At 62.4% G+C, this 14,268-nt stretch carries 9 protein-coding genes; 1 reads left to right on the top strand and 8 read right to left on the bottom strand.

Annotated elements, in window-relative coordinates; translation table 11 throughout:
- The first annotated feature begins 515 nt into the window (after window positions 1–515).
- The gene (locus tag AC2FNJ_RS15715) at window positions 516–1,763 is read left to right on the top strand and encodes a hypothetical protein (RefSeq protein ID WP_496765568.1); all 1,248 of its coding nucleotides are present in this window, start codon (window positions 516–518) and stop codon (window positions 1,761–1,763) included.
- Window positions 1,764–1,865: 102 nt separating this feature from the next.
- Here AC2FNJ_RS15715 and AC2FNJ_RS15720 read toward each other — a convergent pair whose 3' ends face one another.
- The 8 genes from AC2FNJ_RS15720 to AC2FNJ_RS15755 form a co-directional block, all read right to left on the bottom strand.
- A complete protein-coding gene (locus AC2FNJ_RS15720) occupies window positions 1,866–3,395 on the bottom strand; it encodes a phage exclusion protein Lit family protein (RefSeq protein WP_496765569.1) in 1,530 nt (509 codons plus the stop codon).
- A gap of 368 nt (window positions 3,396–3,763) precedes the next feature.
- Complete coding sequence (locus AC2FNJ_RS15725) at window positions 3,764–4,888, bottom strand: ABC transporter permease (protein WP_496765571.1); 1,125 nt, start codon at window positions 4,886–4,888, stop codon at window positions 3,764–3,766.
- Window positions 4,889–7,585: a ribosome-associated ATPase/putative transporter RbbA gene (rbbA, locus tag AC2FNJ_RS15730; protein ID WP_496765572.1), complete on the bottom strand. Its 2,697-nt coding sequence runs from the start codon at window positions 7,583–7,585 to the stop codon at window positions 4,889–4,891.
- Entirely contained in the window at window positions 7,582–8,577 is a 996-nt protein-coding gene (locus AC2FNJ_RS15735) for an HlyD family secretion protein (protein ID WP_496765574.1), read from the bottom strand. Before AC2FNJ_RS15735 ends, rbbA begins: the two co-directional genes overlap by 4 nt.
- 270 nt (window positions 8,578–8,847) lie before the next feature.
- On the bottom strand, window positions 8,848–10,557 hold the full coding sequence (locus AC2FNJ_RS15740; protein WP_496765575.1) for an ABC transporter ATP-binding protein: 1,710 nt from the start codon (window positions 10,555–10,557) through the stop codon (window positions 8,848–8,850).
- Between the two features lie 5 nt (window positions 10,558–10,562).
- Window positions 10,563–11,513, bottom strand: coding sequence for an ABC transporter permease (locus tag AC2FNJ_RS15745; protein WP_496765576.1), 951 nt, complete (start codon window positions 11,511–11,513; stop codon window positions 10,563–10,565).
- On the bottom strand, window positions 11,510–12,487 hold the full coding sequence (locus tag AC2FNJ_RS15750; RefSeq protein ID WP_496765578.1) for an ABC transporter permease: 978 nt from the start codon (window positions 12,485–12,487) through the stop codon (window positions 11,510–11,512). Before AC2FNJ_RS15750 ends, AC2FNJ_RS15745 begins: the two co-directional genes overlap by 4 nt.
- A 110-nt stretch (window positions 12,488–12,597) precedes the next feature.
- Entirely contained in the window at window positions 12,598–14,163 is a 1,566-nt protein-coding gene (locus AC2FNJ_RS15755) for an ABC transporter substrate-binding protein (protein ID WP_496765580.1), read from the bottom strand.
- Between the last annotated feature and the right edge of the window lie 105 nt (window positions 14,164–14,268).

The raw sequence follows: 14,268 nt of genomic DNA on the forward strand, positions 1-14,268 counted from the left end.
GCTCTAGTGTGTTGGCCTGTGACATCGCTCGCCTCCATTCGCGCGCCATTTTTTTCCACCGATAATGTCAAAAATGGGGCGAAACAAAACCGCGGAGGTCCAGACCGCGCCAAGTGGCGGATTTCAGCCTGAATCGCGGTTGCGCTTTGCGTTCCCGACCGGATCGGAGCCCGACGAGGCTTCCTTTCGGCCCGCGGCCCGCAAGCGGCATGGCGTGACCCGGGACTGTTTCGGTGGCTGGTGCCCATGTCGGACTGTTCGGTACGGCACGCCTGGAGAAGCTGGAAGGCTCATGCCCGGGGCGGGAACCAACCCACGACATGAACCGAACCGATTACTGTAGCCTTGTGCGACTGCATCGCTTTGGCGGTCCGGGCTACCAAAGCCCCCTTGCTTGCCGCATTCGGTGCCCACCGGCAGTCTCAAAGCAGAAATCGAGCCATTCAGACCACAAAACTTGACGCGGGCGGGTGCAGCGCGTTCTCTGGACGTGAACGATGGTGCAGGAGAGCGGCATGGCCTTTGACTACGCGAATTACGAACCGCGCGGAGACAAGAAGAACTCCGGATTCTTCACCGAGTATCTGCCCCGCATCTACGAACGGCGCCATGGCTCCGGCCTGACCGATCTGGTGGGGCAAATGCGCGCCGTCGTCATTCAGGTCGAACCGGGCAAGGTCATGGATACGCTGGTCGAGCTGTACGTGATGACGCCTTATCGGCACACGGCCGGGTACCTGGGCCCGACCCATCGGACGCATGTGCTGCATTCGCATCCCGACTATCCGGCGATGATCGTCATGGCCCCCTTGTCGGATACGTTCGACGACTTCATTTCGCGCATCAACCGGATGTACCCGCTGGCGCGCCCGCTGCCACACACGCGATATGTGGGTGAGATCTTTGCTTCGCGCGATCTCTCCTCGACCCGCAAGGTACTGGAGGATCAGAATATCCGCTTCGAGTACCCGGGCGACACGGAGAACGGGTTTTATACCGCGGACGGTTATCTGTTCTCGACGCCGTCGGATTTCACCTGCAACCGCATCGGCTATTCGACCCTGGATTTCAACGATTCCGACAGCCTCGGGTTCGGGGAAAAGATCACATTGACGGCGGACGACGAGGCGCGCTTGGCCGAGGCGGCGGCGTTCGGCGAGACCGAAGGCACCTCTGCCCTGATGCTGGGCCTCGACCATTTGGCCACCCGAATCCTGGCGGGCGAGCGCGAGGACGCGATCCTGGAGTTCCTGACGATGGTGCCCTATTACTTCTGGGGCGCCTACAACATCACGGAAATGAACTCATCGACCAATGTGAACCGCTGCCCGGATGTGGATGACGACAAGAAATCTCCGGCAAAAGTGTTCACCGCCAACAACACCCCGTCCTTCGTGAACAGCTTTGACAAGCTGCCGATGCCTACGGAGGATTTCGTGCGCAACTACGGCCGGCGGCTGCATCACATGGCGGTCGAGATTCAGGACGGCGATCATGCGGGCGGCGAAAAGAACGTGGATTTCGTGGTCAACGCGCTGAAAGACAAAGGGGTTCCCTTCCTCGCGCATGTGGTGGGCGAGTGCAAGGATGATCCGAACCTCAAGCAGATTTTCTCGAAGCACTCGAAGAACACGCTCCTGATCACCGAGTACATCGAACGCTGCCATCACTACGACGGATTCTTCACCAAGGACAACGTCGCGGCCTTGACCGCTGCTGCCGGTCAGGACGAGCAGTACCAGCACGGGCATGTTTTTGACTGAGCAGGAGGATTGAACCGCAGAGACGCCGATTCTGCCCTGCCGTTTCCGAACACTTGCCATCGTACCCCGGAACGTTGGGGCTCTTGTTGATGCCGAACGCAGTCAACAACGCGGACTGTCGGACTCGATAAGCGCCTCGATTAGTTGCACCATCTCTTTGGAGTTCTCGCGCGATTGGCTGTTCGGATTCGCCGTGTGATACGATTTGCGCGCGAAATCCAGCGCGACGTCGCAGGCGCCATCCTGCATGGCGCCGATCGCCAGCCAGACCCATGCCTCGGTCAGGTCCGGATTGTGCCGAACCGCCTCGGCGAACAGCGCCGCGTTCCGGCGATGGACTTCCGGCCGATCGATCGCGCCGGGTTCGTTCAGAGCGGCGATCGCAAAGGCGGTGAGCGACCGGCCATAGGCCCGGCCGGACCCCCTTTCGCGCAGCATGGCGATGGCACGGTCACGCTCGGAACTCGAAATCGAATAACCGTCTGTCTGGAGCCCGCGTTGGAGAAAATCCGACAACAGCTTTCCGACGAGAAGATCAAGCTCGCTGGTCTGTTCCAAGGCTGCGACCAGATCGCCAAACGCGCCGTGGGCTTGCGATGAAGTAAGCGGCGGGCGCGGCTTTTGCGGGTCGAACGGACCGGCTTCGAACAGGGTCCAGTGCGTTTCGATCACCTGTTCCACCCGCAACAGATCCGCGCGCGCCGCGGCCAGGACTTGCTGCTTGAGGCGTCCGCACCCCTGATCTTCGGGCGGCGCAGTCGACGCGCGATCGCGAAGCTGATCGAACACGTTGCGCAGGTCGCTCCGGTCGAACCGTCCGACACCGGAAATGATGTCGCTCAAAACGAGGGGCGAGGCGCCAAGCGCCGAGATCGCATCGCTTACATTCTTCGAGCGGCAGGTGCTGCTTTCATAGTGATGGTATTCACCGACATCATACGCCTCTTCGAATATGCCAAGCGGCGTGAAGAAGTAGGTAATGCTCTGAAACGCCCGGTTCGTTTCCAGCGCCCAGTTGATCGCATAGAAATCCGCCTCGAACTCGGCGTCGATCCGCGTGATCGTGCCGTCCGGAAGCGCCCGGTGATGATCATAGATGTGATGCGCCAACTCATGCGCCCCGATCTGCACGAGACCGTCGAACACGATGGCATTCGCCAACCGCCGGGCGCCGTCATCCAGCGCGTCAAAGCGCGCGGCATTCATGCGCTCGAGGTCATCCGCAAAACCGATGAGGCAAGTGGCATAGTCCTTGCCGGACGCCTTGCAGTCCACCGCACGGTTCGCGGCTTCGCCAAAGACGGCAGGGGTCGATCCCTCGTCATGGGCAAGGAACATGGATGTCGCAAGGCGGCAGGACAATGGCGCGAACCGGGCCGGAAAGATGACCGCGCGGCGGCCGTTCGCGTCAAATGTCGCGTAGGGAAAAACCTGGTCCGAGTTGTCGTCGGTAAAGAACAGAACGGCCAGAGATTGCTCCAGATGCGCCATCGGCGCGTCGTAGCGCACCAGGTGCCCGATTTCCTCGCCGATGCGCCGGGTCGATCCATCGAACGCCTCATAGCGTGCCTCGCCGATACCTTGGCAAAAGTCGTAAGCGCCGGCAGGTCCGCCGGTCGAGGCCAACGTCATCAGGAACACCCCCGTCCCGGCGCACCGGACAAGGCTCCCAATTCCGTGCCAGAGTTCCCCATGCGGTTTGCGATCGCACGTGAGCTTCCGGTTCATCGGCTTTTTCCTTCGGGCAACCTCCATCCCCTCGACCCGGGCTTCGGTGCGTGGTGCATTCCATACGCGCATCGCCCGACTCGAAGGCTTGATGACGGGTACAGGCAACGCCGCGATTTGATTCAAACCGCACACGAGGATCTGACCGCGCTCGAAGTGTAACACTTGAACCGACCCAAGTCGACGCGGCCGGAATTGAAGGGGGCGCGATTGACCGGGCGGTGTTCAGCAAAACCCGTTCGGGGCACCTGCCATCGCAGCCGTTGCGCGATCTACCTATCCTCTGCAACCGACCGTCGGAAGAGCATCAGACTCGTCGCCAGCAGCGCCGTGCCAAGAACAGCCATCCAGACGAATTCCGGCCACACGGTTTCAATCCCGGCCCCCTTGAAGACGATGGCCTGGCTTGCCGACATGTAGTGGCGGGAAGGCAGGATCAGCGTTCCGACCTGCAACCAGTCGGGTTGACCCTCGATCGGGGTTTCGCCGCCCGACAGCATCAGCATCGGCAAGACCGTCAGCATCACCAAAAGAGCGAACTGCGCCATCGAACGGGCAAGGGTTGCCAGAAAGACCCCCAGCGCCGTCGCGGTGAACAGAAACAGCGCGGTCCCAAAAAGGAACAGAACCTTGGACCCCGCGATGCTGATCCCCAGCGAGCCCTGCAGCACAAAAGTCAACGACAGCGCCGCCGCGACCAGGACCACCGCGGCATTCGCCCAGATCTTGGCCATCGCAATGTCGAAGGGCGTCAGCGGCATTGCCAGAAGGTGCTCGATCGTGCCGTGCTCGCGTTCGCGGATCATTGCGGCGCCGGTGAGGATCGTGGTCAGCCACATGATCTGGCCGATCAGCGCAACGATGCCGGCGAAGCGCACCGTGTCACGGTTCGGGTTGAAGGCGCTGCGCAGCACCAGATCGACTGGCGGCGGATCCACAAGATCCGCGCCAATGGCGAACCGGCGGATCTCGGCGCTCAGGATGTTGGTGATGTAATTTGCACCTATCCCGGCCTGTTCCATCGCGGTCGCGTCGATCAACACCTGAATCTCGGGGCTGCGACCGGCGCGTAGATCCTTTTCGAAACCCGGCGGCACGGCGACGACGAACAGGAACTGTCCCGCATCCATCAGCGCGGCACCGGTCCCGGGCTCGATCTGGACGACGGGCTGGAACTCCGGCGGGAAAAACGCCGCCGCAAGCGACCGGGACAGCGGCGAGTTGTCCTCGTCCGCAAACGCGATCGACGCATTGTTGACCGAACTCGCGACGCCCGTCGCCTCCATCACCGGCGACAGGGTGAACGACCAGACCAGCAACGCCATCATCACCCAGTCGCGGCGCAGGCTCATCATCTCTTTCAGACCGAGCCAGAAGATACAATGCAACCTTTGCATTCACTTCTCCTGCGCTCGAAGGAAAAGCACCGCCAGCGCGGTGAATACCGGGCCGAAACAGGCAAGCGCCAGGATGTCGGGCCCAAGCGCCTCCCAACTCAAACCCTTGGTGAAGGCGCCGACGTTCAGGTGCAGAAAATAGGAGGACGGCCAGAGCGAGCCGATCGTCTGGGCGCCGCCTTCCAGCGTCGACACGGGTTGCAACAGACCGGAAAACTGGATGGTCGGCACGACCGACGCAATCGCCGTGGCGAACGTCGCCGCGACCTGGCTTGACGTCATGGTGGCGATCAACAGCCCGTAGGACGTGGTCGCCCAGACATACAGAAACGCACCGATTGCAAGAGGCAGCGGATTGCCCTTCAGCGGAACGCCGAAGACATAAACCGTCATCCAGGCCAGCAGCAGGAAGTTGAGGAACGCGATCACGATGTATGGGATCTGCTTGCCGACCAGGAATTCCAGCCGCGTCGTCGGCGTCACGTAGAAATTTGTGACCGAGCCAAGCTCGCGTTCGCGCGCCACGCTGACCGCGGCAAGAACCGCCGGCAGCATGATGAGCAGGATCGCCGGCATGGCGGGGGCCATGGCAGCGATGCTTTCGAAGCTCTGGTTGTAACGAAAGCGCGGCTCGATCCGGGCGAGCACGACTTCCCGCGCGCCGTTTTCCCTGGCTTGCACGTTCATGAACGTCTGGTGCAGGCCGGCGACATAGCCTTCGACCGTTTCACCCTTGAAGGGGATCGCGCCGTCCACGGTGGCCAGCACTTCGGTCAGCTCGCCGGAACGCAGCGCGCGCCCGAAATCGGGCGGCAACTCGATGACCAGCGAAACATCGCCGGCAGTCAGCAGGCGGCGGCCTTCTTCGGCGTCCGACAGCACGGGGGTTTTCTTGAAGTATCGCGACCCCTCAATCTCGGAAGCATAGGCGCGGCTTTCCGGACCTTGCGACAGGTCAACGACCGCAAAATTCAGTTCCTCGATATCCAGCGTGATCCCAAAGCAGAAAACCAGCATCAGGAGTGCGGATCCCAGGAAGGCAAAGGCCAGCCGCACCGGGTCGCGCAAGACCTCGACCGCTTCGCGCCGCGCATAGGCCAGGGCGCGTCCGACGCCACTGCCGGACCCGACATTCTTCGCGTCATCGGGAACTTTCGGAGCCGACACCCGCGCCGGTGGGTCGGCGGCTTCCAGCACCGCGATGAACGCGCCTTCCAGGCTGCTGGCCCCTTCGGCGGCGATCAGGTCGTCGGGCGTTCCTTCGGCCAGAACCCGCCCTGCATGCATGAAGGAGACCCGGTCGCAGCGTTCCGCTTCGGCCATGAAGTGGGTGGAGACGAAGATCGTGACGCCCTCGCCCCGAGAAAGCTCGACCAGCAAGGCCCAGAAAGCATCGCGTGCCTCGGGGTCCACGCCCGAGGTGGGTTCATCCAGAATGAGCACGCGCGGGCGATGGATTACCGCCACGGCCAGAGACAGGCGTTGCTTGATGCCCAGCGGCAACGCCGCGGCCAGCGTATCGCGATGCGCGTTCAACCCGAAACGTTGCATCAGTTCGGCGATGCGCGCCTCCTTGTCGGTGATCGCGAAGATACGGGCATGAAGGTCGAGGTTCTGACGGACGGTCAGCTCGCCGTAGAGCGAGAAGGCCTGGCTCATATAGCCGATCTCGCGGCGCAATTCGCGGTTTCTGGCGTCAACCGGCCGGCCGAACAGAAACGCCTCGCCGGAGCTTATGGGCAAAAGGCCCGTCAGCATCTTCATGGTCGTCGATTTGCCGCAACCATTCGACCCGAGAAAGCCGAAGATTTCGCCGCGCTTGATGGAAAAATCGACACCATCGACTGCAACGAAATCTCCGAACCGCCGCGTCAGCCCACGCGCGACGATCACCGGTTCGGGGTCGATGTGCCGGACCGGCATGTCATCTGCAGTTGCAGGCGCCCTGCCCTGCATCCGAAGCCGCCGGTACGCCGTTTCGAGGTCTTCGGCTTCGCCTTTCAATTCGGCCGGGCTGCCTTGAAACAGCGCGCGCCCCGCATCCATTGCGACGATCCAGTCAAAACGCTCGGCCTCCTCCATGTAAGCCGTGGAAACCACGATGGAAAGCCGCGGGTTGTCTTGCCTGATCGCGTCGATCAATGCCCAGAACTGACGGCGCGACAAGGGATCGACCCCCGTCGTCGGTTCGTCCAGAACCAGAAGTTTCGGATCATGGATCAGCGCGCAACAAAGCCCCAGCTTCTGTTTCATACCCCCCGAGAGCTTGCCCATCAGACGATCGGAAAACGGGGCCAGCCCGGTTGCGGACAACAGCGCCGCTATTCGGACATCGCGCTCCTCCTCGCCCTGACCGAACAGACGCGAGAAGAATTCGAGGTTCTCGCGCACCGACAGTTCGGCATAGAGATTTCGGCCCAGTCCCTGCGGCATGAAGGCAATTGCGGAGCAGATGCGACGCCGATGCGCGGGATCCTCGATCGGACCGCCCAGGACATTGACCGTGCCGGTCTGCACTTTCTTGGCGCCCGTGACCAAACCCAGAAGAGTCGATTTGCCGACCCCGTCCGGCCCGATGAGGCCGACAAGCTGTCCGCCCGGCAAGTCCAGCGAAAGTCCGTCCAGGGCGATATGCTTGCGATACCGGTGCGTCACGCCTTCCACCCGGATCGCGGACGCGGCGGCGGTGGCGCTCATTCAAACAACTCCGGCGGAATGCGCCGCTGCAGATCGGCCGGCCATTCGGATTCGGGGGACAGCCGGATCACGGCAATGCCGCGAAGCCCGGTCTTCACGTGTTCGATCCGGCTCGCGACAAGATCCTGGGGGATGCGAACGCGAACGCGAAACACCAGCTGCTCGCGTTCGCTCAGGGTTTCCACCTGCTTCGGCGTAAACTGAGCCTCGGGCGAGACGAAACTGACGGTTGCGGGGATGGCGAACTCAGGCAGGGCGTCGAGCACAATGCGCGCCTCGGCTCCGATCGGCAAGAGCCCCGCCTCGCCGGCGGGCAGGAACACATCCATGTACACGTCTTCGAGACTGAGCAGGGTGAGGATCGGTTCGCCGGCTCCGACGACTTCGCCGGGCTCGGCCAGTCGATACAGGACGCGCCCGGAAATCGGCGCAACCAGCGTGCTGTCGTCGATCTGCGCCGCGATCCGGCGAACCTCGGCCTCGGCCGCCGCGATCCGGCTGTCCGCGGTTGCAACCCGCGCCTTGGCCGCTCCCAAAATGGCTTCGGCGACCTGAAACGCGGTTTCGCGATCCTCGAAGACGGTCTGCGAAATGTTGTCGCCGGTCAGCAGTGCCGTGGCGCGGTCGAGTTCGTGCTTGGCCCTGCGGTGCTCGCTCTGACGCTGGATGACCAGGGCTTCGGCCTCGGCCTTGGTCTGACGGGCCAGGGCGACTTCGGCTTTCGCCCGATCCAGCGCGGCCGAAAGTTCGTCGGTGTCCATCTCGACCAGAACATCGCCAGCGGCAACAAGGCTGCCTTCCGCCGCCGCTACCGCTATGACCCGTCCTGCGGCGGTTGGTGCGATTTCCACCTGGTCCGCCTCGATCCGGCCATTTCCCTGCACGAATCCCGCTGGCAACCCCTCGTGGTTTTCCGCGATGAACAAGTACGTGGCCGCCCCGGCGAGCAGCAACGCCGCCGCGACCAGAATTGTGCTTGTCGTTTTCTTCATGACCTGACGCTCTGTCTGTGACATCTGGACCGGAGTCTGTCCGAGGAACCGATGCACTTCCTTGCGTTGAATCAAGCCGGCGCGTCCGAAACCTGGGTTCCGGCGCGAATGTTTGTACGCTGGCCGGGAAACATCGAACCACCGAGGTCATTCCCAGGATCGGGCAAAGCGACACATTCGCGGACATGAGCGCCGTTCGTCACCGACCGGGGATTGTCGCGCGCCGCCCATCCGGACGCCCATTTGAGCATGACGGCAAGAAAACGCCCTTCACGCCTCCAAGCCGAGCCCGTTGGTCGAAAGGTCATCGAGTTTCGGCATGAGCTCCAGCAACTCACGCGCATAGTCCGTCCGGGGCGATGCGAACAAGTCGTTCGTGTCCTGGATTTCGACGATCCGGCCCTGCTTCATCACCGCTACCCTGTCGCACATCTGACGCACCACCGGCAGGTCGTGGCTGATGAACAGCATGGTGAGGCCGAGATGCTCCTGCAGATCTTTGAGAATGTTCAGGATCTGCGCCTGGATCGAGACATCCAGCGCGCTGGTGGGTTCATCGCAGATCAGAAAACGTGGCTGCGTGGCAAGCGCGCGGGCGATCGAGATCCTCTGCCTTTGCCCGCCCGAGAACTCGTGCGGATACTTCAGCCCGGCCTCGGATCCCAGCCCGACCTGATCCAGCAACTCATCGACGCGGCGCTTGATTTCGGACCCTGCCATCAGGCGATGATGGCGGATCGGTTCCGCGACGATCTCATCGACGCGCATCCGGGGGTTCAGCGACGAATACGGATCCTGAAAGATCATCTGGATGTTCTTGCGGTATTCGTCCAGAACCGGCTTGTCGCTCAGGTCGCTGACCAATTGCCCGTCAAAGGTGATCGTGCCGCCGTCGACCGGGTACAGCCCGGCAATCATGCGCGCCACCGTGGATTTGCCGGAGCCGGACTCGCCCACGACGCCGAAAACCTCGCCCGCCCGTATGTCGAAACTCACATCGTCCACGGCGGTGAAATAGGTGCGGTCCCAGGGCAGCAGGCCGCGGCGCTGCAGGAATTTCTTGGTGAGGTTGCGGATCTCGAAGATCGGCTCGGACGTGTCGTTGTCCACCTTGGGCCAGTGCCGCGCCATGTCCTCGATGGCGAACCGCGTTTCCCGGCCGCCGTAACTGATCTGGGGGAACCTGCGCAGCTTGAGAGTCGGCCGTGGCACGGCCGCAATCAGAGATTTGGTGTATTCGTGCTGCGGCTGGCCCATGACCTGAGCGGTGGGACCGCTTTCCACCACCTTTCCGTCATACATGACGGTCACGCGGTCGGTCGTGTCTGCAATCACGCCCATGTCGTGGGTGATCAGAATGACACCGACCTGCCGTTCCCGGGCCAGTTCCTTGATCAGGTCCAGAATTTGCGCCTGAACCGATACGTCCAGCGCCGTTGTCGGTTCGTCCGCGATGATCACGTCCGGCTCGGTGCACAGTGCCAGCGCGATCACCACACGCTGCCGCATGCCGCCCGAGAACTGATGCGGATATTGGTCCAGCCGGGTGTCCGGATCGGGGATGCCGACCCGGTCGATCAGGTCACGGGCGCGGGCATTGGCTTGGGCCTCGGACCCGCCCAGATGGGCCAGAATGGTCTCGGTCAGTTGTTCGCGCACGGTGAAGAGCGGGTTCAGCGAGGTCAGGGGATCCTGAAAGATCATCGAGATCTTCTTGCCGCGCAGTCCGCGCATCGCTTCGGCGTCCAGTCCGCTGATCTGTTCACCGCCCAGCCTGATTTCGCCGCTGGCGATCCGGCCGGGACGTTCCAGCAGCCCCATGACCGCCGCGCCGATGGTGGACTTGCCGGCCCCGGACTCGCCCACCAGGCCGTGGATTTCGCCGGGTTCGACCGACAGGCTCGCATGATCCACCGCCGTGAACAGCTTGCGGCGGGTCGGGAATTCGACGGTGAGGTCTTGGATCGTCAGAAGGCTCATCTACGTCACCGCAACTTGGGATTCAGCGCATCGCGCAGCCAGTCGCCCAGCAGGTTGACCGACAGGGCCAGCGCCAGCAGCGTGCAGGCCGGGAAGAACAGGATCCACCATTCCCCCGAGAACAGGAATCCCTGCCCGATCCGGATCAGCGTACCCAGCGACGGTTGGGTCGGAGGTGCGCCGACGCCTAGGAAACTCAGCGTCGCCTCGGCGATGATGGCCAGAGCCAGCGAGATCGTGGCGATGACCAGGACCGGGCTGAGCACATTGGGCAGGATGTGGCGGAACATGATCGGGATCGAGCCGCGCCCGATCAGCCGGGCGGCCTGCACGTATTCCTTGTTCTTTTCCACCAGCGCCGCACCGCGCACGACCCGTGCGAACTGCACCCAGTCCGACAGGGCGATGGCGATGATGAGCACATAGATCGCCATCTCGTCGCGGTATTCCGGCGGCGTCACGCCCTTGGCGATGCCAAAGATCAGCATCGCGACGAGAATGGCCGGAAAGGTCAGCTGCACGTCGGCGATCCGCATGATCAGAGTTTCGATCCACCCCCCGAAATATGCGGCCACCAGCCCCAGGATGACTCCGAGGATCATGGCGAGCAGCACCGCGGCGGCCCCGACGAACAGCGAGATCCGCAACCCGTACAGGATCGTCGAGAAAACATCGCGTCCCTGGTCGTCCGTGCCCAGCAGGAAGGTCTCCTGCGTGAATGCGTTGGGCGTGCCCGGCGGCGTGAAGCCGTTCATCAGGTTCAGCGTGGCCGGATCGAACGGGTCGTAGGGCGCGATCAGCGGTGCGAAGATGGCGCACATTACGAGGATCGTGACGACCAGCGAGGCGATGACCGCCACGGGCGAATGACGGAAGGACCAGGCGAAATCGCTGTCCCAGAACTTGGCCAGGCGCGACTTGGCCGTGACTTGCGGCGTTTCGGCGGTATCGGTCATGTGGCCCTCGCGTCGATCCGCAAGCGCGGGTCAATGGCGTAATACAGCAGATCCACGATCAGATTGATGGTCACGAACATGACCGAAATCAGCATCAGATACGCGGCCATGACGGGGATATCGACGAACTGGATCGCGTTGATGAACAGCAGCCCCACGCCCGGCCACTGGAACACCGTTTCGGTGATGATCGCGAAGGCGATGATCGAGCCGAGTTGAAGCCCGGTGATCGTGATCACCGGAACCAGGGTATTCTTCAACGCGTGGCGGAAGTTGATCACCCGGTCCGACAGCCCCCGGGCACGCGCGAACCTTACGTAGTCGGCCCGCAAGACTTCCAGCATCTCCGAGCGAACCAATCGCATGATCAGGGTCATCTGATAAAGACCCAGGGTGATCGCGGGAAGGATCAACGCCTTGAGACCCGAGGCCGTCAGGAAGCCCGTGGACCAGTTGCCGATCATGACGGTCTCCCCTCTCCCGAAACTCGGGAGAAGGTCCAGCTCGACCGAAAAAATGTAGATCAGCAATATTCCGATCAGGAAGGTCGGCAGGGACACCCCGATCAGGCTGGCGGTCATGATGACATTGGCGGCGATGCCTTGTCGTCGGATCGCCGTGAAGACACCCAGCGCGATTCCGAAGGTGATGGCAAGAACGCCCGAGACAAAGGCCAGTTCCAGCGTGGCGGGCGCACGTTCCGCGATGATCGTCGAGACCGGACGCCCCTGACGGTAGGATACGCCAAAATTTCCCTGCACGGCGCCCTGCAGGAATTTGAAGTATTGCACCGGAAACGGCTGGTCCAGACCAAGCTCGGTCCGCAGCCGGTCGATATCGGCCTGCGTACGTTCCTGACCGAGCATGTTGTCGATCGGATCGCCGACGAACCGAAACATGGAGAATGCGACCAGACCCACGACCAGCAGCACGATCACGGACTGGAACATCCTTCGGACGATATATGCGAACATTCGTTTTCCCCGTTGAGCGGCCTGTCTAGGCCGGACCTGATCGGAAGGTCAAGATATCGCCGCCAAACGAGGTTCGAGGCCCGACTGTCCCGATCCTGGAGTGCGATGAACTAGTCAACCGTGACCCACCGCAGGATAAAGAAATTGTCCGGGCGCTGGGTCAGCTCGATGTTTCGGCGCGCGCCCCAGACCAACGGCTGGACATAGAGCGGGACATAGGCCTGTTCGGCCTGAAGGATCTGCGCGACCTCATCCAGCATCGCCTGCCGTCTTGCCTGATCCAGTTCCGACTGGATCATGGGCAAGAGTTCATCGATCCGTGCATTGGAGAAACCGCCGAAGTTCCAGCTGCCCAGCTTCCGTTCCTCGTCGGGCGTCGCCACCAGGAAGCGCACCGGGTGCTCGGCATCGAAGGTGCCCGGACTCCAGCCCAGCAGGTACATGTCATAGTTGTCCCCGCGCAGCTCGGGCCAATAGTTGCGCACCGGCATCGCATCGAGCTCGGCGGTGATCCCGATCTGGGCCAGCATTCCGACAACGGCCTGACACACGGCCTCGTCGTTCAGATAGCGGTCGTTGGGGCATTTGAGCCCAAAGGAGAACCCGTCGGCATAGCCGGCCTCGGCCAGGAGGGCCTTGGCGCCTTCGACGTCAAAGGCGGGACGCTCGGAGTTGGCCGCCGAAAAACCGCTCATCGCCGGGCTGACCAGCTGCGAGGCCGCCTCGGCATTTCCGCGCATGATGGTGGCCAGGATCGCATCGACATTGATCGCCTTGGCAATGGCCCGGCGCACCCGCGCGTCGCGAAACGGGTTGGGTTTGCCGGCGTCGTCGGTGTATTTCAACACTTCCGCCTCGTGATCGAATCCCAGCATGATCACACGCGCCTCAATGCCTTGAATCACCTTAACGTCGCTGTTGCCTTGCAACCGCGCCACGTCCTGAATCGGCACAGGGTTGATCATTTCCACATCCCCGGACAACAACGCCGCCACGGCGGTGGCGGGGTTCTGGATCGGAGTGAACTCGGCTCGGGTCAGGTTGTGCTCGGGCTCTCCCCACCAATCCTCGAACGGTTCAAGCACGGTTCGCAGACCCGGCTCGCGCGCCGTCACCCTGAACGCCCCGGTCCCGTTGGCGTGGATCGTCGCATGGTTGCCGGTTTCCTTGTCCGGCAGCGCCGCGCCGTTGGCCTCGGCCCAGCCCTGATCCATGATCATCCAGTTCGCGATCGAAGACGGAAACAGCGGATTCGGCGCCGAAGTCATGAAATCGACCGTAAGCTCGTCAACCACCCTCACCTCGCTGACCGGAGCAAACCAGCTGCGGGTGTCCGCGGCCGCGTCCGAGGCGCGCCGATAGCTGAACAGGACATCCTGCGCATCAAATGTGCTGCCGTCGTGGAACGTGACGCCCTCGCGCAGGTGAAAGCGCCAGCCCTCGCCATCTCCGATCGGTTCCCAACTGACGGCCAGCGCCGGCTCGACGCTCATGTCCTTGCCGCGCCGGACCAGCCCCTCGTACACGTTGTTGAGAAATCCGAGAACGGGAGCCGAATTCACGGCGTGGGGATCCATCGTCTGCGGGTCGGTGGTCGAAGCCCATTTGAATTCGGCGGCTTGCGTGGTGCCGGCGACCAGCATGGCCAGACCGATGGCGCTGCTCCTGAGGATCATGGCGATAACTCCCTGTCTGTCCCGCCAGTGTTCTCGGTTTTGGTGGGTTGGTAAAGGAAATCCCGATACGAGATCACGAAGCCGTAACCCGAGCGGATTGGACGG

The sequence above is a fragment of the Ruegeria sp. BHSB196 genome, from assembly GCF_059613135.1.